We start from the raw sequence: 20,691 nt of genomic DNA, 5'->3' as shown, positions 1-20,691 counted from the left end.
TGGCAATGAAATTCAAGATATATCGCTATAACCCTGAAACCGACAAGGCACCATACCTTCAGGATTATGATCTGGAAGTTCCAGAGGGTAAGGATTTAATGGTGCTGGATGCTCTGATTTTGTTAAAAAGTCAGGACTCATCTCTGGCATTCCGCCGCTCATGCCGTGAAGGTGTTTGTGGTTCGGATGGCATTAGCATGAACGGTAAAAATGGTCTGGCTTGCGTGACGCCTCTCTCAGAATTGGGTAAAGGCACCATCACCATTCGCCCATTGCCGGGTTTGCCAGTCATTCGTGATCTGGTGGTCGATATGGAGCTGTTTTATAAACAGTACCGTAAAATCGAACCATATTTGCAGAATGACACCCCTGCACCAGATCGTGAACGACTGCAGTCACCAGAAGAACGTGAAAAACTAGATGGTTTGTACGAGTGTATTCTTTGTGCTTGCTGCTCTAGTTCTTGCCCATCTTTTTGGTGGAATCCAGATAAGTTTGTTGGCCCTGCAGGTTTGCTGCAGGCGTATCGTTTCTTGGCAGATAGCCGCGATACGGCAACTGATAAACGACTGGGTAACTTGCAAGATCCGTTTAGTGTATTTCGCTGCCACGGCATTATGAATTGCGTCAACGTTTGTCCAAAGGGTTTAAATCCGACCCGGGCAATCGGTAAAATTCGATCCATGATGCTCAATAAGGCAGTGTGACAAATTGTTACTGATGCACTATAAAAGAGGTCGACCATTGGTCGGCCTTTTTTGTTTCACTATCAGCTGACAAAAATCAATGTTTGTTGTGGGTTAATTGTTGCGGATTAACTGTGATAGTCTTTAACCCGCTCGGGAAAAGCCTTGTTACAAACGGCTTTCCGTGATTAATGATGCTTTTTCTGGAACTCATGTACATTGCTGCTGTACTTACTACTGATGGCGACACAATCGCTGCAGACGAGAGTGCCCGGGGCCTATAAATGCAAGAAAAGTCTATGTCCGAGCTGTTTGGTACATCCCATTTGGATGGAGCCAATGCAGCCTATCTCGAGCAGGCATATGAAGATTACCTGCGAGATCCGAATTCTACCCCTGAAAAATTGCGCACTTATTTCGAAACCTTACCAAGGTTAGAGTCCAATCCAGGGCAGGATATTCCACATTCTGAAGTTCGTGATTATTTTCGAACCTTGGTTCGAAAAACTGGTGGCAGCAAGGTTCAACTATCCGCTGCTGAGTTGGAATTGGAAGCTAAGCAGGTAAAAGTCCTGCAGATGATTAATGCTTTCCGTTTCCGCGGTCACCAAAATGCTATGACTAACCCGTTAGGGTTGCCGATTAGCGATCCGCTGAACGAACTTACACTAGAATTTCATCAATTAAATAGTGCCGATCTGGATACTGTTTTCAAAACCGGCTCTTTTGTTGGTTCCGATGAAATGCCACTGCGCGATATTTATCAGGCGTTGCAACAAACTTATTGTGGATCTGTTGGTGTGGAATACATGCACATTACAGATACCGCAGAAAAGCGTTGGATCCAGCAGCGAGTTGAAAGTCTTCGCGGTAATCCCGGATTTTCTGATGAAGTCCGAATGCGATTATTGCGTCAGCTAACTGCCGCTGAAGGTCTGGAAAAATATCTCCATAATAAATATGTAGGTCAGAAACGTTTCTCACTGGAAGGTGGTGAAACATTAATTCCGATCTTGCATGAAATTATTCACCGTTCTGGTGGCTATGGCGTAAAAGACCTAGTTATTGGTATGGCGCACCGGGGGCGTTTGAATGTTCTGGTGAACATTCTGGGTAAATCTCCTGGTGAATTATTTGAAGAATTTGAAGGAAAACGCCGTGAAGGTTTAGCGTCTGGTGACGTTAAATATCACCAAGGTTTTTCTTCTGATGTGCAAACCGAAGGTGGCCCAGTCCACTTGGCATTAGCATTTAATCCATCGCACTTGGAAATTGTTTCTCCAGTGGTTATGGGTTCTGTTAAAGCACGTCAAGAGCGTCGTAATGATGAAACCCACGATCAGGTGCTGCCTATTACCATTCATGGTGACTCGGCATTTACCGGACAGGGTGTTGTTATGGAGACATTTAATATGTCTCAGGCGCGTTGTTATAAAGTCGGTGGCACAATTCGTCTGGTGATTAACAATCAGGTCGGTTTCACGACTTCCAATCCAACTGACACTCGCTCAACTCTGTACTGTACTGATGTTGCGAAAATGATCGAAGCACCGATCTTCCACGTTAATGCAGATGATCCTGAAGCTTGCTTGTTCGTGACCCAGTTAGCGCTGGATTACAGGATGCAGTTTAAAAAGGATGTGGTCATCGATTTGGTTTGTTATCGCCGTCATGGCCATAACGAAGCAGACGAACCAGCAGCAACCCAGCCTGCGATGTACAAAATCATTCGTAATTTGCCAAGCACGCGTGCGATTTATGCCGAGCGTATTGTCAATCAAGGTGTATTGGATTCCGACGGAATTAAAGCAGCGACCGAGCGTTATCGTAATCTGCTAGTGGCTAGAGATCGCGTGGTTTCAGAGCTGCTTGAAGGTGAGCAGAGCAAGTTGGCAACCGATTGGTCAAAATTCATCGGACACCACTGGGAAGCGCCGCACGATACAACAGTTCCTGCCGATCACTTGCGTAGTCTGGCTAAGTCTTTAGAGCAGCGTCCTGATGGCGTTGAACTGCAAGGACGTGTTGCCAAAATCTACCAAGATCGCCAAAAAATGGCGGCGGGCGCTCAGCCGGTAGATTGGGGTTTTGCTGAAACACTGGCATACGCCACTTTGTTAGATGAGGGTCATCCGGTACGGATTTCTGGTCAAGATTGTGGTCGAGGTACTTTCTTCCATCGTCATGCTGTTTTGCATAACCAGAAAAACGAAGGTGAATCTTACACGCCTCTCGCTAATATCAAGCCAGATCAACCCAGCTTTACCGTGATTGACTCGGTGTTGTCAGAAGAAGCGGTTTTGGCATTTGAATATGGTTTTGCGACAGCAGAGCCGAATGCGATGGTGATCTGGGAAGCCCAGTTTGGTGATTTCGCCAACGGCGCCCAGGTAGTAGTCGATCAATTTATCAGCTCAGGCGAACAGAAATGGGGCCGTTTTTGCGGCTTGACCATGTTCTTGCCACATGGCTATGAAGGCCAGGGCCCGGAGCACTCATCTGCGCGACTGGAACGTTATCTGCAATTATGTGCTGAGCACAATATGCAGGTTTGCGTACCGAGTACTCCAGCGCAGGTGTTCCATATGATTCGTCGTCAAATGCGCCGAATCTATCGAAAGCCTCTGATTGTGATGACACCAAAAAGCTTGCTGCGTCATCCATTGGCAACATCCACTATGGGTGATTTGTCATCAGGCACTTTCGAAACCGTCATTGGCGATGTGGATAGCCTGACGGCAAAAGATGTTTCACGAGTGGTTTTGTGTAGTGGCAAGGTTTACTACGACCTACTCAAAGTACGTCGTGAACAACAGTTAGATAATGTGGCAATTGTCCGTGTTGAACAGCTATATCCATTCCCAGAAGACAAGCTAAAGGCAATTTTGAAGCCTTATAAGCATGTTGGGGAAATTGTCTGGTGCCAGGAAGAACCCATGAACCAAGGTGCATGGTATTCCAGTCAGCACCATTTCAATGCTTGCCTGACTAAAAACCAGGTGCTGGTTTACGCCGGACGTGAAGCTTCAGCTTCACCTGCTGTCGGTTATTACTCTTTGCACGTTGAACAGCAAAACGGGCTGGTTAACGATGCGCTGGGCATTAAATGAATAAAATTCAGAGAAAGGGATCGACACAATGACAATAGAAGTCAAAGTCCCGGTACTACCCGAGTCAGTTGCAGATGCAACCATTCTTACCTGGAATAAGCAGGAAGGGGATGTGGTAGAAAGAGATGACGTTCTTGCTGAACTGGAAACTGACAAGGTTGTACTGGAAGTGCCAGCGACTGAGTCTGGTGTGCTTGGAAAAATTCTCAAGCAGGAAGGTGAAACAGTAGTTGCCAATGAATTGTTAGCAGTCATTGAGGAAGGTGCGGGTGCTGTGCCAGCTGCAACTGAGGCGGTCGCTTCGGAAGTAGCAGGCGATGCTAATGCAGCATCTAGTCCAGCGGTTAGAAGATTGTTATCCGAACATGATTTGGATGCAGCTTCGGTTAAAGGTACCGGTAAAGGCGGACGTATCCTTAAGGAAGACGTTCTAGCTGCAGCCAAAACATCTGCTGCACCTGCACAGCCAGCTCCAGTAGCTGCTGCGGCACCTGTTGCAAAAGCGGCGCCAGCACCAGTTGCACCAGTGGTAGAGCTTAACGATTCTGACCGTGTAGAAAAGCGTGTGCCCATGACACGTCTACGGGCCAAAATCGCAGAGCGTCTAGTCGATGCTCAGCACACCACTGCAATGTTGACCACCTTCAATGAAGTCAACATGAAACCAATCATGGATCTGCGCAAAAAGTACCAAGAGCGCTTTGTTAAAACCCATGATGTAAAACTGGGTTTCATGTCGTTCTTTGTCAAAGCAGTTACCGAAGCGCTGAAGAAATTCCCTGCAGTGAATGCATCAATTGATGGCAGCGATATTGTTTATCACGGCTATTTTGATATCGGTGTTGCAGTTTCTTCGCCTCGTGGTTTGGTGGTTCCGGTTGTTCGTAATACCGATCAAATGGGACTGGCAGATACTGAAAAGAAAATCATCGACTATGGCCAGCGTGCAACTAAGGGCGCAATTGCTCTGGATGAAATGCAGGGCGGTACCTTCACCATTACTAATGGCGGTACTTTTGGCTCGATGATGTCAACGCCTATCCTCAATCCGCCACAAAGCGGTATTCTGGGTATGCACGCAATTAAAGAGCGTGCGATGGTGGTTGATGGTCAAGTGGTTGTTCTGCCAATGATGTATCTGGCATTAAGCTACGATCACCGGATTATTGACGGTAAAGAAGCCGTTCAATTCCTAGTAACTGTTAAAGATTTGCTGGAAGAACCAGCACGTTTGTTACTGGATCTATAGGTTTTCGAGCGAGCTGAGGTTATTTCATGTCAGATCAATTTGATGTCGTCGTGATCGGTGCAGGCCCTGCAGGTTATGTTGCTGCAATTCGTGCTGCACAGTTAGGCTTGAACACCGCTTGCGTCGATAAATGGATTAACGCCGAGGGTAAGCCATCCCTCGGTGGCACGTGTTTAAATGTGGGTTGCATCCCTTCTAAAGCATTACTGGAATCTTCCGAGAAGTTCCATGAAGCACAAGAAGGTCTGGCGGCACACGGTATTAAATTATCCGCTGCGCCAGAAGTTGATGTACCCGCAATGATTGCTCGCAAAGACGACATTGTTAGTAAATTAACCGGTGGCATTGCCCAGCTATTTAAAAGTAATGGCGTTACCAGTATTGCTGGGCAGGCAAAATTGTTAGGTGGTCGCAAAGTTGAAGTGACCGATGCCGATGGCAATGTTCAACTGCTGCAGGCTGAAAATGTGATCATTGCAACCGGTTCTATCCCGGTCGATATTCCAGTTGCTCCAGCAAATGGCGATACCATTGTTGATTCTAGTGGCGCATTGGAATTCACCGAAATACCTAAACGTTTGGGTGTGATTGGTGCTGGTGTGATTGGTTTGGAGCTAGGCAGCGTCTGGCGCCGTCTTGGTTCAAAGGTTGTGCTGCTTGAAGCACAAGAAACCTTTATGCCAATGGCCGATCAAAAAGTAGCTAAAGACTTTCTTCGCCAATTAAAAGGTCAGGGTATGGATGTTCGCCTGGGTGCTCGGGTGATTAAATCTAGCCAGACTAAAAAAGGCGTCAAGGTTACCTATGAAGATAGCAAAGGTGAGCATACTTCAGAATTTGACAAGCTGATTGTTGCGGTGGGTCGCCGTCCAGTCACTCAGGCTTTATTAAGTTCTGAAGCAGATATTTTGCTGGATGAGCGTTCATTTATTCATGTTGATGATCAGTGCCGTACCAATCAGCCAGGTATTTTTGCCATAGGTGATGTAGTTCGTGGCCCGATGCTTGCTCATAAAGGTTCTGAAGAAGGTGTGATGGTTGCAGAAATTATTGCAGGCCGTCAGCGTCATATGAATTACGATGCGATTCCTTCAGTGGTCTACACCCATCCGGAAGTTGCTTGGGTAGGTAAAACCGAAGAAGAACTGAAAGCTGCCGGTGAAAAATATCGCGTTGGTCAGTTCCCATTTGCCGCCAGCGGCCGTGCTATGGCAATGAATGCCAATCAAGGTATGGTTCGTGTGATTGCAGATGAAACAACGGATCAGGTATTAGGCGTACATATCTGTGGCCCACAAGCGGGTGAATTAATCGCTCAAGCTGTGATCGCTATGGAAATGCAAGCTACTGCCGAAGATCTGGCGTTAACTGTTTTTGCTCACCCAACACTGTCTGAGGCACTGCATGAAGCAGCTTTGGCAGTTCATGGCGAAGCAATACATATGGCTGCACCGAGAAAAAAACGCTGATTGCTGCAGCGTTGATTGGTCAGTAATAAAAGCCAAGTAAGTACAATTTAATTCAAATAACTAATCGGAGCAGTTGCATGAACCTGCACGAATACCAAGCAAAACAACTTTTTGCTGAATATGGCCTTCCAGTCTCAGTAGGTCACGCAGTGGATTCCGCCGATGCGGCAGTTGAAGCAGCCAAAAAAATTGGTGGCGATAAGTGGGTCGTCAAAGCTCAGGTACATGCTGGTGGCCGTGGTAAGGCTGGCGGTGTAAAGCTAGTTAGCAGTGAAGAAGAAATTCGCGAATTTGTTAACAGCCAAATCGGCACCCGCTTGGTGACCTATCAGACAGATGAAAATGGCCAGCCGGTCGATAAGATTCTGATCGAAACCTGCACCGATATTGCCGATGAGCTCTATTTAGGTGCGGTGGTTGACCGCGCAAGCCGTCGTGTGACTTTCATGGCATCTACTGAAGGTGGCGTGGAAATCGAGAAGGTTGCGGCGGAAACACCAGAAAAAATCCTTAAAGCTGAAATTGACCCAATGGTTGGCGCTCAGCCATATCAAGCGCGTGAATTGGCTTATCAGTTAGGACTAGATCCGCAGCAAGTGCGTCAGTTCACCAAGGTCTTTATGGGCCTGTCGCAAATGTTCACCGATCTGGATCTGGCGTTGATCGAAATTAACCCGCTGGTGATCACTGAAGAAGGCAATATTCTTTGCCTGGACGGCAAGTTATCGGTTGATGGTAACGCGATGTTCCGTCAAGCCAAGCTTCAGCCAATGCATGATCCTAGCCAGGAAGATGAGCGCGAAGCGCTGGCTGCCAAATGGGAGCTGAACTACGTTGCTTTGGGCGGAAACATCGGTTGTATGGTAAACGGTGCCGGTTTGGCAATGGGTACCATGGATACCATTAAGTTGTTTGGTGGCGATCCAGCTAACTTCTTGGATGTTGGTGGTGGCGCAACCCGTGAACGGGTATCGGAAGCGTTTAAAATCATCTTGTCCGATGACAACGTAAAGGCAGTATTGGTTAATATCTTTGGCGGTATCGTGCGTTGCGATCTAATTGCTGAAGGTATTATTGGTGCGGTAGAAAGTGTTGGCGTTAATGTTCCAGTAGTAGTTCGTCTGGAAGGTAATAATGCACAGTTAGGCCGAGACAAACTCGCCGAAAGCGATTTAAATATTATCGCGGCTGAAAGTCTGTCAGACGCCGCTCAGAAAGTGGTTAAAGCAGCGGAGGACGTGGCATGAGCATCCTGATCAACAAGGACACTAAAGTAATTTGCCAAGGCTTTACCGGTGCACAAGGTAGTTTCCACTCTGAGCAAGCCATCGCTTATGGCACTCAAATGGTTGGCGGCGTTACGCCGGGTAAAGGCGGCCAAGTTCACTTAGGTCTGCCAGTATTTAATACGGTTGCTGAAGCAGTCGCAGAAACAGGCGCTGACGCAAGTGTCATCTACGTTCCTGCACCTTTCTGTAAAGATTCAATCCTTGAAGCTGCAAGTGCTGGCATCAAACTGATTGTTTGTATTACTGAAGGCATTCCAACGCTGGATATGCTGCAAGTTAAAATCCGTTGTGATGAATTAGGCGTGGTTCTAATTGGTCCTAACTGCCCGGGTGTAATCACTCCAGGCGAATGTAAAATCGGTATTATGCCGGCGGCCATTCACCTGCCAGGTAAAGTGGGTATCGTATCTCGTTCCGGTACTTTGACTTACGAAGCGGTCAAACAGACCACCGACCTTGGTCTTGGTCAGTCGAGCTGTGTTGGTATCGGTGGTGATCCAATTCCAGGTAGTAACTTCATCGACATTCTGCGCCTGTTCCAAGATGATCCTCAGACTGAAGCGATCATTATGGTGGGTGAGATCGGTGGTACTGCTGAAGAAGAAGCAGCTGAATTCATTAAAGCCAATGTAACCAAACCTGTGGTTTCTTACATTGCCGGTGTTACTGCACCAGCAGGTAAGCGAATGGGTCATGCTGGTGCGATTATCGCCGGCGGTAAAGGTACTGCAGCTGAGAAGTTTGCAGCACTTAACGCAGCTGGTGTTACCACCGTGCGTAACCTGAGCGAAATTGGTCAGGCAGTTAAAGACGTATTGGAAGCTTAATTTTTCCGATCGTTTGGTCGATGGTTTGACCAATAAAAAAATCCCCATTCGCCAAAGCGGATGGGGATTTTTTTGTTATCTGGAAAAAGTAATTTTCAGATAAAACTTCTAATTCTTAGCTTCAAGCTGCGCCAGAATTTCACCGGTACGCTTGTTGAACAGAACGATCTGATGCAGTTTAGCGCGTAAGCCATAGTATTGATCAATATGGCGTTTTGCTGAGGCAACGTTTAAATCACGGCTTTGCTGCCAGCTACCGGCGCAATGTTGTAAAGTTGGGCAAAAGCTCACAACCATTCTGGCGGTAATGTTAGCCGGATCACGCAGTTGAGGAATTAGTTTTTTAGGTACGGTCATTCGAATGTCGCGCCAATTTGAAACCAGTTTGCGATTTTTATCGGCAAATTGCAGCGCTGGGTACTTAATAAAAACTGCATAGTGCTTACCTAGGCTGGTAATGCTGGAAAGTACATTGGCAGGTTTATTTTGAGAAACGGGTGCGATGATTGTGGCATCTTCGCTTGAGGTCTGATCTGTAGCGAGTAAATCAGGTTGTACAAAAGGCGTCACGGTTGGTGCTGTAGTCGTTTGCTGAGTGAAGCTTAAAGAAGACTTCAAACGGATATGGTCGCCGGACAAGCTGCCAGGCATGGCAGAAAATGCTTTGTCTTTGTCTTTTAATAGATCAGCCATCGTCAAGCGAATCATGCCATTCTTCTTGATTTCCAGCGGCACTATCTGCTGATCGAAGTAAAACTTGGCTTTGGGAGAAAACGCGGCAACTGGTTGAAAGATGTCACCTTTTTGTTCAAACCACTGAGATGTAACTCGTTCTATGTCATCGGCAGAACGCTGAATAACCAATTCAGCTTTTTCTGCTGAGGTTGCAACTGCTGATACTAGAGTGAACATAATACCGGTCAGCACTGAGTTCCTTGTCCGCATTATTCTTTTCCTTTGCAAAACTATCTGCCCCATAAACATGAGTTTACTTAGTAAAGTGTGTCAGATATCTCCAGATATTACCAATAGTAGATAAATCGTCGAAATATATGACCGAACTCATAGCCCTTACTATTTTTGAGTCATTAATTGAGGTGTGAGGTTAATTGGTCATAGGGTTTCATGATAGTAGTATGGGCGCAGATTTTTAACCGATAGAGATTACAAATGAGCTCGTCAATCATTAGCGCATTTACCCACAACTTTCTGGGTCGTTCACCGACTTGGTATAAGTGGAGTATTTTGTTCTTTTTAGTACTGAACCCAATTCTAATGTTAATCAATCCCTTTGTTGCGGGGTGGGTTCTGATCGCAGAGTTTATCTTTACTCTGGCTATGGCATTGAAATGCTATCCGCTACAACCTGGCGGTTTATTGGCGATTGAAGCAATCGCATTGCATATGGCTTCAGCTGAAGCTGTTTACGAAGAAACGCTGAAGAACTTTCCAGTAATTCTGCTGCTGATGTTTATGGTAGCGGGCATTTACTTTATGAAAGACCTGCTTTTGCTGACTTTCACTCGCATTCTGTTGGGCGTGAAGTCAAAAGTGATGCTGTCGCTGTTGTTCTGCATCGTGTCTGCTGTTTTATCGGCATTCCTCGATGCATTGACGGTAACCGCAGTGGTTATTTCAGTCTGTGTTGGCTTTTATTCGGTTTACCACAAAGTCGCATCTGGTGTCGGTCAACATAATGATCACGATCATAGTAACGACAACAGCATAGAAACAGACAATCACCAAGAGCTGGATGACTTCCGTGCTTTCTTGCGTAGTTTGTTAATGCACGCTGCTGTAGGTACGGCACTGGGCGGCGTTTGTACTCTGGTTGGTGAGCCACAGAACTTGCTGATTGCTAAAGAGGCAAACTGGCAGTTCATTGAATTTTTCTTACGCATGGCGCCCGTAACCATGCCAGTGTTAGTCGCTGGTTTATTGACTTGCGTGGTTTTAGAGAAGGTTAAAATTCTCGGTTATGGCGCTTTGTTGCCAGAAAGAGTTCGTAGAATTCTAGAAGATTTTGATAAGGCTCAAACGATTAAACGTACCGATAGTGATCGGGCGCGTTTAGTTATTCAGGCATTGTCAGCAGCATTTCTGGTCATTGGATTGGCATTGCATATTGCAGAAGTAGGCTTTGTTGGTTTGGCAGTTATTGTCTTAATTACTGCATTTAGCGGTATTACCAATGAGCACCAATTAGGTAAGGCCTTTGAAGAGGCGCTGCCTTTCACCGCATTATTGGTGGTATTTTTTGCAATAGTTGCCGTGATTCATGAGCAGCACTTGTTCAAGCCAGTGATTGATTATGTATTGGCGCAAGATCCAGCTTCTCAGCCAGCACTGTTCTTTATTGCTAACGGCGTATTGTCGATGATTAGTGATAACGTATTTGTTGCAACGGTTTACATTGGTGAAGTGAAAACTGCCTTAAATAATGGTGTGATCGATCTGGAATTGTTTAATAAGTTAGCGGTAGCAATCAACACAGGTACTAATTTACCAAGTGTTGCAACACCAAATGGCCAGGCTGCGTTCCTGTTCTTGCTGACTTCGCCGATTGCTCCACTCATTCGTCTGTCATATGGCAGAATGATGTTAATGGCGCTGCCATATACCATCGTATTGAGTGTATTGGGCTTGGCAATGGTAATGGTCGCGGTTTAACCGATGATTACTATTTAGCGAGTAAGCTTGAAATAAAAAACGGGCCGAAGATTACTCTTCGACCCGTTTTTTGTTTAGAATTTTTGCTTATTTTAATCGATTATTGTTCCGAGACGATTTGCCAGATTGAGCTGCCGCCTGCGGCTTTGGCAACGGCTGTCATTCGTTTTTGGTGTTGCTCTATTTCACCCTCGGCGGCGCGAATAATTCGGGTTGCCGCTCGACCTTCTGGCAATTTCTGAGCTTCGCCGTTGCTAGATGTACTTTTAGATTGACCATTTTTATCTTGATCGGCGTTAAAACCGATTGATACCTGACCGCCAGTCAACATCAAATAAACGTCGGCTAATATCTCGGCATCGAGCAATGCACCGTGTAATTCACGTTTAGAGTTGTCGACACCTAGCCGCTTACATAATGCATCCAGGTTATTGCGCTGCCCGGGGTACATTTGCCTAGCCATCATCAAGGTATCGGTGATGGTACAGAATTGGTTGATCTTCTTATAACCGCCAACCATGCCTAGTTCATGATTCAAAAAGCCAACGTCGAACGCTGCGTTATGAATGACTAGCTCGGCACCATCAATGAAACGGACAAAGTCTTCAGCAATCGCAGAAAACAATGGTTTGTCTTTTAAAAACTCATCACTAATACCGTGAACTTCAAAAGCGCCTTGCTCAACATCTCGCTGTGGGTTGACGTATTGATGGTAAGTACGACCAGTGAACTTTCGGTTGATCACTTCAACGCAGCCAATTTCAATTAATCGGTTGCCTGCGGAGATTTCAATACCGGTAGTTTCGGTATCCAGTATGATTTTACGTTCGGACATTTAATAACCTAAATATATTGAAGCGCTGCGTCTGAAGCTAATTGGTCGGCGCGTTCATTTTGAGGGTGGCCACTATGACCTTTGACCCAGCGCCAATCTATCTGGTGGTCTTTGCAGGCTGAATCGAGCAGCTGCCAAAGATCAACATTTTTAACCGGTTGTTTGGCAGCAGTTTTCCAACCGCGTTTTTTCCAATTTTCAATCCAGCTGGTAATTCCTTGGCGAACATATTGAGAGTCAGTGGTTAGAATCACTTTGCAAGGTTGTTTGAGTGCTTGTAAAGCAAAAATAGCTGCAGATAACTCCATTCGATTGTTGGTGCTTTCCTTTTCACCACCAAAAAGCTCTTTTCGATGCTTTCCATAACGCATTACTGCACCCCAGCCTCCCGGCCCAGGATTTCCCTTGCAAGCGCCATCAGTAAATATTTCTACCGTTTTCATTTTCGAGTCAATCCGCCTAATTGAGAACCACCAACCGTTAGTGGTGGTAAACGCCGTCGCCATTTTTGTTTAATGGGTGTAATCGGATAAGCCGTTTTTTCTGCCAACACACAATACATACCACTGAACGATGGCTGAAAGCGCAAAATAGCTTGCTCCATTGTATCGCGTACCGGTGATGTTTCATCACTATGATCGGGTGGGAAGGGCAGGTGCCAATGCAAATTAAGCTGACGCATATTTAATAGCGTTAGCCAGTCTTGTAGGCGACTAACAGATAGCATGTTTTTGCTACCAGGAAAGCCTTTTCTGGTGATATTCCAGCAGCGCCAAAAGCTAAACGGGTTAAAACCCGCAATCAGTAATTTTCCGCCGGGAATTAAACACCGGCAGGCTTCACGCAAAAGTTGCTGCGGATTATCCGTATAATCGAGCGCATGATCTAGTACTACTAAATCAATCGACTCAGTCTGGTAAGGTAAATGCTCATCACCAATAATGTTGGCGGTTTTGGTCGGAGACAGGCCAAGCTGATGATGAAATCTGGCACGTATCGGACTGCAGTCAAGGTACTCAGGTTGATGAAAAGCAACCGAGACCATGTAGTAGCCAAAACTGTCGAGTAAATGATCCGACAGATATAAATGCTCAAGGTCAAGATAATGTACACCTGCAGGTGAGTTTAACCATTGCAGGTATTGGGTAGTTTTGTCAGCCTTTGTGCTGGTTTCCATGTGTTCTCGGGGTAAACTTTTGCAAGTACTCACGCTTCCAGCTTTTAATGATAACTACATCTGGCTGCTTGTCGAATCAACAGCGACAGTCGTGGTTGATCCAGGCGATGCTCAGCCGGTTATTGCCGCGCTAGATGAGTTGCAAAAACCTTTGTCGGCAATTTTGGTCACCCACCATCACTGGGACCATGTCGATGGTATTGCAGAGCTAGTCGAAAAATATCAATGCCCAGTGTATGGCAATACGCGCGTGTCGGCGGATTATTTGCTTCAGGGTGGAGAGACACTGGATATTGCAGGATTGTTGCAAAAAGTTCAGGTACTCTCGGTGCCGGGCCATACTTCAGATCATCTGGCTTACCTAATTGGTGAGCGACTGTTTAGTGGCGATACCTTGTTTTCTGCCGGTTGCGGTAAATTATTTGATGGTACAGCCCAACAGTTATTGAACTCTCTGGAGCAAATTTGTGCGCTGCCAGAGCAAACGTTGATTTATCCAACCCACGAATACACCCAGAACAATTTGCGTTTTGCCAAAGCGGTAGAGCCAGATAATGTCTGGGTTGATCAAAGAATTGAGCAGGCGTTGCAACTGCGTGGTCAAGGTTTGACCACCTTACCGGTCAGGCTGGTCGATGAGAAACGTTACAATCCGTTTCTTCGGTCACGGGAAAATAGCGTAAAAGTTGCTATAGAAAACCATATTGGCCGGTCATTAAATCAAGATGTTGATTTTTTTGCCGAGTTGCGACGCTGGAAAGATAATTTCTAATAGGGAAGTATTTTGAGAAGGTCGACGTATTTATTGCCGACACTGGTTTTATCTGTATTGATGCTATCTGCTTGTCAGGATCAATCAGTAAAGCCGGGGGAGCACCAACCTGAGTTAGTTAATAACCAGGTCGAAGTATCGCAGCAGCCATCAGTTATTGAGCAGCAGTCTGAATCAGACTCAATCGCTATTGAACCTGCATTACCTGAAATCAAACCAGACCCTGTCACACTGGAAATGGTTCAGCCGTTATTTGGTCGAGCAGATGGTGATTTATGGCGGCAACTCGCTTTTAATTTCACCTTGGCAACTCACACACATCAGGCGAGAGTGAAGAATCAGGTCAACTGGTATGCCAAGCACCCCGCTTATTTGAATCGTGTTTCTGATCGGGCTTCGCCTTATTTGTTCCACGTTGCTCAAATGATTAGTGATCGTAAACTGCCCCCAGAATTAGCATTGCTGCCAATTGTTGAAAGTGCTTTTGATCCATTTGCTTATTCATTCGGTCGTGCTTCCGGTATTTGGCAGTTTATTCCTGGTACTGCGCGCCATTACGGATTAGAGCAAGATTGGTGGATTGACGAAAGACGCGATATTCACCGCTCGACCGATGCTGCATTAACTTACCTCGAATATTTGCATGGTCTATTTGATGACGACTGGCTATTAGCGCTAGCGGCGTATAATTCTGGCCAAGGTACTGTACTAAGGGCAATTCGAAAAAATAAAAAGCTGAAAAAACCAACTGACTTTTGGCATTTACAACTGCCAAAAGAAACCCGCCATTATGTACCTAAATTACTGGCATTGGCAGAACTGGTTAAAAATCAGAAGCAATATAATCTGAAAATTAAATCAGTACCCAACCAGGTGGCTATTTCTCGAATTAAGCTCGATTACCAGCTAGATATCGCACAGGCCGCTGAATTAAGCGGGCTGACAATTGATGAGGTTTATCGCTATAACCCATCGCTCAATCAATGGGCAACCCCACCGGGCAAAGGTTTTGGCTTTATGCTGCCTAAAACCAAGAAAGATGCATTTGTCGCAGCATTAAAAAAACTACCGAAAAAACAGCGGGTCAGTTGGAAACGCTATACGATTAAATCTGGCGATAGCTTACTGCGAATTGCTAAACGACAGGGTTTGACGGTAAAACTGATTCAGCAGGTAAATGGTCTTTCTGGAAATAATATCCGGGCAGGGCAAAAGCTGATGCTGCCATCTTCGGCATTGCCGGCAAAAAGCTATGTATTAAGTGCTGACCAGCGTTTGAAGAAAATTCAAAATCGCCGTCGCGGCAGCATTAAACTACAGCACATCGTAAAAAGCGGCGATACGCTGTGGGATTTGAGTCGGAAATATAAAACCTCTACTAGCCGATTGGCCAAGTGGAACGGTATTTCCCCGAAAGACGCTTTAAAGCTCGGCCAAAAGTTGGTGATTTGGAAAGCAACCAAAAAATCCACCCGAATGCGTAAAGTGACTTACACCGTTCGCAATGGTGATTCTTTGGCGCGAATCGCTAACAAATTTAAAGTGAAAATTTCACAGATTAAATTGTGGAATCCTAAGGTGACGGGTAAATATATCCAGCCAGGGCAGCGAGTGAAGCTTTATGTGGATGTGTTGAAGCAGACGTCTAAAGGTTAGCGAAGCAATAAGAGCATGCTCCGCAGTCTCGAAATTTGAAAAAAACCGCAACGGCCCTAATCGTTGCGGTTTTTTTTGATCAGTAAGCACTACTGTCCGGTCATTGAATAACAAGCCTCAGCTCGTGCTGTAGCGAGGCTTGCACCGGAGGTTCTGTTTCCGGCGGCTTCGTGATCAAATCTATTAAACATCGAGCTGGTCAGGTTCAAACGGATAAGCTTGGCAATCCCTTGTAAAGATCTCTTGCTCGCACTTCCAATTTGAGCCAGTCGCAGTAATAAATAACCATTGCTACCAAAATCTGAATCTTTATCGCATTTTCCGAGCGACCTAAAAACCGTTTTATTTTTATATTTTGTTTGATCCATTTAAAAAACAATTCAATTTGCCAGCGTGATTTATATAGCGCAGCAATCTCTTGTGCTTCACACTTTAAATCATTACTAATAAATGTCAGTTCCTTGCCATCTTCTTCTCGGATAATCGTTATTCGACGAAGGTTTTGAGGGCATTTTTTACCTGCAAGACCACTTAACTTAATTACTTGGTCGTGAAGAAGGCTGGGCTGATTGACTGCTTTTTCTTCAATGATTTCATATTGAGCGTTGCTTTTCATTCGCCCTGCAAATCGAGTGTTTTGCTGGCAAAGCATATAGTACCAACCGTAATCATTGTACGCTCGATCAAACACATACGTCATTTCAGGTAGTACCGGTAAATGCTCTAAAACCTTGCGGTCATTCACTTTTGCATGGCTGATTTCAAAGAATACTGGCACTTTTGCATGCGGGTCATATACCGTGTGGATTTTAACGCCAGCTTTAGTGCTTCTCGAAACACTTGCCACCCACAATCGCATTTGGTCAAGAATAAAATATTTTTATAAAAAGCAAACTAATAAACAACCCGACCAGTTTACTCATAAGTTATTTTTTATCTTGCATAGTTTTTACGTTGGGTGGCGTCATTTTCACTGCAAAATTCAACGGTTGCAAGATAATAAATCACTTGCAACCATATGAGAAATTGAATATTTTTTGGTGGATATAAAAAATATAATGGGTGGCGTTGTGTCTTTTTAGATTAATCATAGTATCCGTCTTGGAAAATAGATACACTCTCGATCTTTTCCATCGGGCAATATAAAGCTATACCTATAGATTTAAAAATATATCCACCATCGTTATATGGTGCTTCATGACCAAGTTCTTTGAGTGCGGAAATTATTCTTTCTGCGCTTAAAGAAAACAACTTTAAGCTTTCAAATTCAACCAGGTTGGGCTTCAGAATTTCAATATACTCAAGATTTTCATTTGAATCATATCCCAAAATCAAACCTTCTCCTTCGTAGAAGTCATTTTCAGGCTCCATGAGGTGAGTCGTCGCAATAGCTGGTAAAAGCAGTTGCTTTATATCATCTCTTTTAGCGCCCAAAAAAAATGGGGGCGCTCCCTTTTTTGCTTCGAGTGTTAAATGCATTTACTTTCCTTTCTTTCGCTTGAATTGCGACCAATCGATTGAATCGTTCGGCTTTTTTGGAGCACTTTCAAGCATTTGACGAATATGTTCGTCATATTTTCCTGGATTTCGAAGCTGGATATCATCAATGCCCATTTGCAAGGCCTCGTCATATTTTCCCTGTTCTACTAACACAGTTTGTTTTGCTCTAAACCTTTTTGATGAAGCTCTATTACCCCAGTTCCCAGTTCTCCAGATATGGTCATCTTTATCCATTCGTATGGCCAAAGCATCGTTAGCAATGATATCACTAGAGTCATCTGCAATAGGATGATGAGACTCAGTGTTGTTTTGCTTTCCGTTTACCTTTGTATCTCGATGCCGCCCACCAAGAACCAGAGTACCTGCATGATTCTCCATACACCTCGCGTCATTATGCACCCATGCTTTCAGGGTACCAACGTGGTAGGTGTGGAAGTCATCAACCTCAATATTATATACCGTATGCAGTCCCGGCAATGGCTGGTTGCTGACCACTGTCAGACCTTGGCCCTGATAATCTACCAAAGGCGTGCCAGGCTCGAGCGCTTGTGCCTCGCGCCAGCCACAATCATTCACCCATATTGGGTGCTCATCAGTCGCATCAAAATAATCTTGCTGCCCCGCAGCATCAACAATGGTAATGCGCCGTAGTGTTTTTTCCGGGGTGATTTTACGGTGCAATACTGTTTTGTAGGTGGTTTGATAGCTTTCATCACAACGTGCCCAAACCTTAGTACCTACTGCTATGGTCTCAATAGCTTGTAGTCCATGCTCGGTTTGCACCAACGTGCCAGCGGCAAAACATGCAGGACCATCCGCTACTTGTTGTGAAGGTTGAGTCTGTGGCGCATCAACTCTTCCAGATTTGCGCCGAGCAAACCAATCCTTTGCGTTGTCAACAATACCTGGCAGTCGCTTGATGAGCCCCTTGGCTCCCGTAGCCAGTGTCAGGCCAATGGAAAGCCCTAATGCTGCATCACGGATGACGGTTTCATCACGACCTGTCGTTTCTGCCAACCAATTGGCTGCTTCATCTTGCGCGCCGTTTAATTTATCTTGCAATTGCTGATAAACGCTGGTGCGTTCCAACAACATCATCATGACTGTTTGCACAGGCGTTGCAATTGCTAGAGCAGTGGCTACCGCATCTGCAGCATTAGGATTATCTGCAATCTTCTGGTTCAGCGCCTGGCCCCACTGACCTAATTTAGCGGCATAATCGATTGCTTTATTAAGGACTTTGCCTTCCCAATAACCCAGATCTGCACGACGGTGTTCGGCACCATCAGCCTGAGAATCACCGAGTAAACGACCCAGGCTATAATCGGTGTCTAGAACCTCCCCAATGGCACTTCCTGAAGTGGTGAAGCTTAAGGTTTCGTCGCCAATTTGCAGTGCGAAATCCACCTTATCCTGACCTGCCAAGCCTTGGAGTGCCAGATACGACAGTACCGCCCCCTCATCACCTGGTAGGTCTTGACCACCTAGCTCTTTTTCTATTACGGCAGCGGCTGCATGCCCTTGTTCCTCACGGACTACAGATAACAATCTGGCAATGGCTGTTTCATCACCACTTTTCGCGGCATCCAGCAGCCCTTGGTCAATTAGAATATCGCCATTTTTTTGATAGCTACCTAAAAGCCCTTGGTCCTCTTTAAGCCCTTTAACTGGAATAATTTGATTTTGCTGCTTTTCCAGTAAACCATCTGTTTGTTTGCCAGCCTGATTAATTAAGGTTTGCGCACTATGGCGAGCTAATACTTCAGATTTAATCGAATCTCCGATGATATCGCCGACGAACTGGTTGGGATCGAACTTGTAATCATTTCCATAGGCCAGAGCTTTAATCCCTTCTGATGCCACAGCATCAATAGCAACCTGTGCTGCGGTGTTAGCCCAAGTACTTTCCAGTCCTGAGATCGCACTGGTTAATGGCTTGGCTACGCCGCCTACGGCCTTACGAACCGAGCCGCCTACCGCTGCATTGGCGACCGAAAAACGGAAACTATCCCAGCTGAATTTTTCTTGCTGGCCAAAGGCCATACTCAACCCTTGGGTTGCGGCATTAGAGACCGCCGCACGACCTAATTGGTAACCCCATTTGGTAAGCGCTTCACCACCCTTTACAGCGCCGCTAGCTTGTTCAAAATATTGAAGATTATCTACGCCCTTCAAAGCACCGCCAACCAGAGACCCTATGGCAGCAGTTCCGGCACTCTTCGCTGCAGCGGTAAAGTCAATTTTATCGACAATTCCAAGGCCTTTACCGACCACCTGACCGGCTAGCGAGCCTACAAAACCGCCAATAGCAGCTGATGCTACAGTCGCTATTGCTGTTCCTACTGAAGATATTGCCGCTCCTGTCAAGGCTGCACTGCCTGCAGCAAACGTTGCAGAAATACCTGTCGCTGCACCGGCTGCTGCACCGGCTGCTGCTGGAGCAAGTGCTGCTAGCGCCGCTCCCGCGGTATAAATCGTCGCAATAATAATCACCACGATCATCACGATCTGTTTGATTCCGCAACCTGGGTCTTTTGGCGGTGGTGCATCCGGCAGGGTCGGGGAGGTATTGCCCATTGCCTCGGAAGGCGAGTAGGGTTTGAACACATCCGAGGTATTGCTGACGTTGATGATTTTATTGGGCAGGGTAATCACGGTACCGTGGCCAATTTTTTGGGTAGCGCTGGTTAGGCCATTGGCTTCGGCGACGATGTACCATTTGCTGGCATCGCCCCACCGTTGAATCGCGATATCTTGGGCAGATTCACCACCGAGGTCGGATATTTTATAAGTGCCAGGTTCAGCCTGTTGCTTATCAGAAAGCACGCCGCGGAAAGCCGGGTCAAAGTTGGAAGCAAAGACCGGTTTGGCTTTATCACCATTACTGGCGATTGAGAGTACTTTAACTGCTGTGAAGTGCTTGCTAGAGGGGTTGTATTCTCCTTTGCTTTAATTCACTGTCGCTTGCATTGATCGTTTTGAGCAAAGCCTTGTCGTATATGGGTTGGTTAGTTTTGAGTGAATCGGATATCAGGAGTAAATATGCGATCGGTAAGATTTTTTTGTTCGGCTTGGCTTTCCGTAGTGATATTTGCTGTTCTAGCGGCAACCATTCAATCTTACACTTCGATAGATTGTGGTCGTCGAGCCGGCTGTGATGGCTGGGTATCGCTGATATTTATTACATCGATTGGTGTGGGGCTGATTCATGCTATTTGTTCGATGGGAAGTTTGAGTATTTCAGATAAATACTTCCCGGTTGCTGCTGGCAAGTTGTTGTATTGCACGCAGTGGTTGTTTTCGGTAGTGGCGCTTAGCGTATTGTATTTGAGTTTTCAAAGTGCCCTGGAAATAGCGCTTATTTTTGTGTCGTTTTGTTTGTATTCGATGCTGGCAGGTATGGCGTATTTGTTTGTGGTTTCAAAGATTCAGCGGCGCATTTAGAGTTTGT

17 protein-coding genes are annotated in these 20,691 nt (G+C 45.7%); 10 read left to right on the top strand and 7 right to left on the bottom strand.

Going from position 1 to position 20,691, the window contains the following annotated elements; translation table 11 throughout:
* The first annotated feature begins 5 nt into the window (after positions 1–5).
* The 6 genes from DC094_RS09710 to sucD all read left to right on the top strand — a co-directional run bounded on the left by DC094_RS09710 (position 6) and on the right by sucD (position 8,630).
* Complete coding sequence (locus tag DC094_RS09710) at positions 6–707, top strand: succinate dehydrogenase iron-sulfur subunit (protein WP_116686924.1); 702 nt, start codon at positions 6–8, stop codon at positions 705–707.
* A gap of 263 nt (positions 708–970) precedes the next feature.
* On the top strand, positions 971–3,796 hold the full coding sequence (locus tag DC094_RS09705) for a 2-oxoglutarate dehydrogenase E1 component (protein ID WP_116686923.1): 2,826 nt from the start codon (positions 971–973) through the stop codon (positions 3,794–3,796).
* 28 nt (positions 3,797–3,824) lie between these two features.
* Positions 3,825–5,045: a 2-oxoglutarate dehydrogenase complex dihydrolipoyllysine-residue succinyltransferase gene (odhB, locus tag DC094_RS09700; RefSeq protein ID WP_116686922.1), complete on the top strand. Its 1,221-nt coding sequence runs from the start codon at positions 3,825–3,827 to the stop codon at positions 5,043–5,045.
* Positions 5,046–5,071: 26 nt separating this feature from the next.
* Positions 5,072–6,514: a dihydrolipoyl dehydrogenase gene (gene lpdA / locus DC094_RS09695; RefSeq protein WP_116686921.1), complete on the top strand. Its 1,443-nt coding sequence runs from the start codon at positions 5,072–5,074 to the stop codon at positions 6,512–6,514.
* A 77-nt stretch (positions 6,515–6,591) separates the two neighbouring features.
* Entirely contained in the window at positions 6,592–7,761 is a 1,170-nt protein-coding gene (sucC, locus tag DC094_RS09690) for an ADP-forming succinate--CoA ligase subunit beta (RefSeq protein ID WP_116686920.1), read from the top strand.
* Complete coding sequence (gene sucD / locus DC094_RS09685; protein ID WP_116686919.1) at positions 7,758–8,630, top strand: succinate--CoA ligase subunit alpha; 873 nt, start codon at positions 7,758–7,760, stop codon at positions 8,628–8,630. The genes sucC and sucD overlap by 4 nt, the downstream gene beginning before the upstream one ends.
* A gap of 108 nt (positions 8,631–8,738) precedes the next feature.
* Here the strand turns inward: sucD and DC094_RS09680 are convergent, their stop codons facing one another.
* Entirely contained in the window at positions 8,739–9,575 is an 837-nt protein-coding gene (locus DC094_RS09680) for a hypothetical protein (RefSeq protein WP_133245515.1), read from the bottom strand.
* Positions 9,576–9,800: 225 nt separating this feature from the next.
* On the opposite strand from DC094_RS09680, the gene nhaB reads away from it, so the two are divergent.
* On the top strand, positions 9,801–11,300 hold the full coding sequence (gene nhaB, locus DC094_RS09675) for a sodium/proton antiporter NhaB (RefSeq protein WP_116686917.1): 1,500 nt from the start codon (positions 9,801–9,803) through the stop codon (positions 11,298–11,300).
* Between the two features lie 100 nt (positions 11,301–11,400).
* Here the strand turns inward: nhaB and dnaQ are convergent, their stop codons facing one another.
* The 3 genes from dnaQ to DC094_RS09660 are packed head-to-tail and all read right to left on the bottom strand — an operon-like array spanning position 11,401 to position 13,312.
* Entirely contained in the window at positions 11,401–12,135 is a 735-nt protein-coding gene (gene dnaQ, locus DC094_RS09670; protein WP_116686916.1) for a DNA polymerase III subunit epsilon, read from the bottom strand.
* A gap of 8 nt (positions 12,136–12,143) precedes the next feature.
* The gene (rnhA, locus tag DC094_RS09665) at positions 12,144–12,578 is read right to left on the bottom strand and encodes a ribonuclease HI (RefSeq protein ID WP_116686915.1); all 435 of its coding nucleotides are present in this window, start codon (positions 12,576–12,578) and stop codon (positions 12,144–12,146) included.
* A complete protein-coding gene (locus tag DC094_RS09660) occupies positions 12,575–13,312 on the bottom strand; it encodes a class I SAM-dependent methyltransferase (protein ID WP_116686914.1) in 738 nt (245 codons plus the stop codon). Before DC094_RS09660 ends, rnhA begins: the two co-directional genes overlap by 4 nt.
* A 19-nt stretch (positions 13,313–13,331) precedes the next feature.
* Between DC094_RS09660 and gloB the strand changes: the two genes are divergently transcribed.
* Positions 13,332–14,084 carry a hydroxyacylglutathione hydrolase gene (gene gloB / locus DC094_RS09655; protein ID WP_241504014.1) on the top strand — a complete coding sequence of 251 codons (753 nt, stop codon included), beginning with the start codon at positions 13,332–13,334 and terminating at the stop codon, positions 14,082–14,084.
* A gap of 12 nt (positions 14,085–14,096) precedes the next feature.
* Positions 14,097–15,740 carry a lytic transglycosylase gene (locus tag DC094_RS09650; RefSeq protein WP_133245514.1) on the top strand — a complete coding sequence of 548 codons (1,644 nt, stop codon included), beginning with the start codon at positions 14,097–14,099 and terminating at the stop codon, positions 15,738–15,740.
* A 205-nt stretch (positions 15,741–15,945) separates the two neighbouring features.
* Here DC094_RS09650 and DC094_RS09645 read toward each other — a convergent pair whose 3' ends face one another.
* The 3 genes from DC094_RS09645 to DC094_RS09635 form a co-directional block, all read right to left on the bottom strand.
* Positions 15,946–16,587, bottom strand: a complete 642-nt coding sequence (locus DC094_RS09645; RefSeq protein WP_158527280.1) for an IS4 family transposase — start codon at positions 16,585–16,587, stop codon at positions 15,946–15,948.
* Between the two features lie 236 nt (positions 16,588–16,823).
* The gene (locus tag DC094_RS09640; protein WP_116686910.1) at positions 16,824–17,219 is read right to left on the bottom strand and encodes a hypothetical protein; all 396 of its coding nucleotides are present in this window, start codon (positions 17,217–17,219) and stop codon (positions 16,824–16,826) included.
* Positions 17,220–20,066, bottom strand: a complete 2,847-nt coding sequence (locus tag DC094_RS09635) for a polymorphic toxin-type HINT domain-containing protein (RefSeq protein WP_116686909.1) — start codon at positions 20,064–20,066, stop codon at positions 17,220–17,222.
* Positions 20,067–20,282: 216 nt separating this feature from the next.
* Here DC094_RS09635 and DC094_RS09630 point away from each other — a divergent pair, with 216 nt between their 5' ends.
* Positions 20,283–20,684: a hypothetical protein gene (locus DC094_RS09630; RefSeq protein WP_116686908.1), complete on the top strand. Its 402-nt coding sequence runs from the start codon at positions 20,283–20,285 to the stop codon at positions 20,682–20,684.
* The last annotated feature ends 7 nt before the right edge of the window (positions 20,685–20,691 follow it).

The organism is Pelagibaculum spongiae (assembly GCF_003097315.1).
Lineage (GTDB): Bacteria > Pseudomonadota > Gammaproteobacteria > Enterobacterales > Pelagibaculaceae > Pelagibaculum > Pelagibaculum spongiae.
The sequence above is the reverse complement of the archived record's forward strand: the minus strand, read 5'-3'. Positions and strand labels throughout refer to the sequence as shown.

Excerpts from the sequence above, each read along its gene's own strand:
- dnaQ (WP_116686916.1), bottom strand. The coding sequence starts at position 12,135 with ATGTCCGAACGTAAAATCATACTGGATACCGAAACTACCGGTATTGAA.
- DC094_RS09680 (WP_133245515.1), bottom strand. The coding sequence starts at position 9,575 with ATGCGGACAAGGAACTCAGTGCTGACCGGTATTATGTTCACTCTAGTA.
- sucD (WP_116686919.1), top strand. The coding sequence starts at position 7,758 with ATGAGCATCCTGATCAACAAGGACACTAAAGTAATTTGCCAAGGCTTT.
- odhB (WP_116686922.1), top strand. The coding sequence starts at position 3,825 with ATGACAATAGAAGTCAAAGTCCCGGTACTACCCGAGTCAGTTGCAGAT.
- sucC (WP_116686920.1), top strand. The coding sequence starts at position 6,592 with ATGAACCTGCACGAATACCAAGCAAAACAACTTTTTGCTGAATATGGC.
- rnhA (WP_116686915.1), bottom strand. The coding sequence starts at position 12,578 with ATGAAAACGGTAGAAATATTTACTGATGGCGCTTGCAAGGGAAATCCT.
- DC094_RS09705 (WP_116686923.1), top strand. The coding sequence starts at position 971 with ATGCAAGAAAAGTCTATGTCCGAGCTGTTTGGTACATCCCATTTGGAT.
- lpdA (WP_116686921.1), top strand. The coding sequence starts at position 5,072 with ATGTCAGATCAATTTGATGTCGTCGTGATCGGTGCAGGCCCTGCAGGT.
- DC094_RS09660 (WP_116686914.1), bottom strand. The coding sequence starts at position 13,312 with ATGGAAACCAGCACAAAGGCTGACAAAACTACCCAATACCTGCAATGG.
- DC094_RS09710 (WP_116686924.1), top strand. The coding sequence starts at position 6 with ATGAAATTCAAGATATATCGCTATAACCCTGAAACCGACAAGGCACCA.
- nhaB (WP_116686917.1), top strand. The coding sequence starts at position 9,801 with ATGAGCTCGTCAATCATTAGCGCATTTACCCACAACTTTCTGGGTCGT.
- DC094_RS09630 (WP_116686908.1), top strand. The coding sequence starts at position 20,283 with ATGCGATCGGTAAGATTTTTTTGTTCGGCTTGGCTTTCCGTAGTGATA.
- DC094_RS09640 (WP_116686910.1), bottom strand. The coding sequence starts at position 17,219 with ATGCATTTAACACTCGAAGCAAAAAAGGGAGCGCCCCCATTTTTTTTG.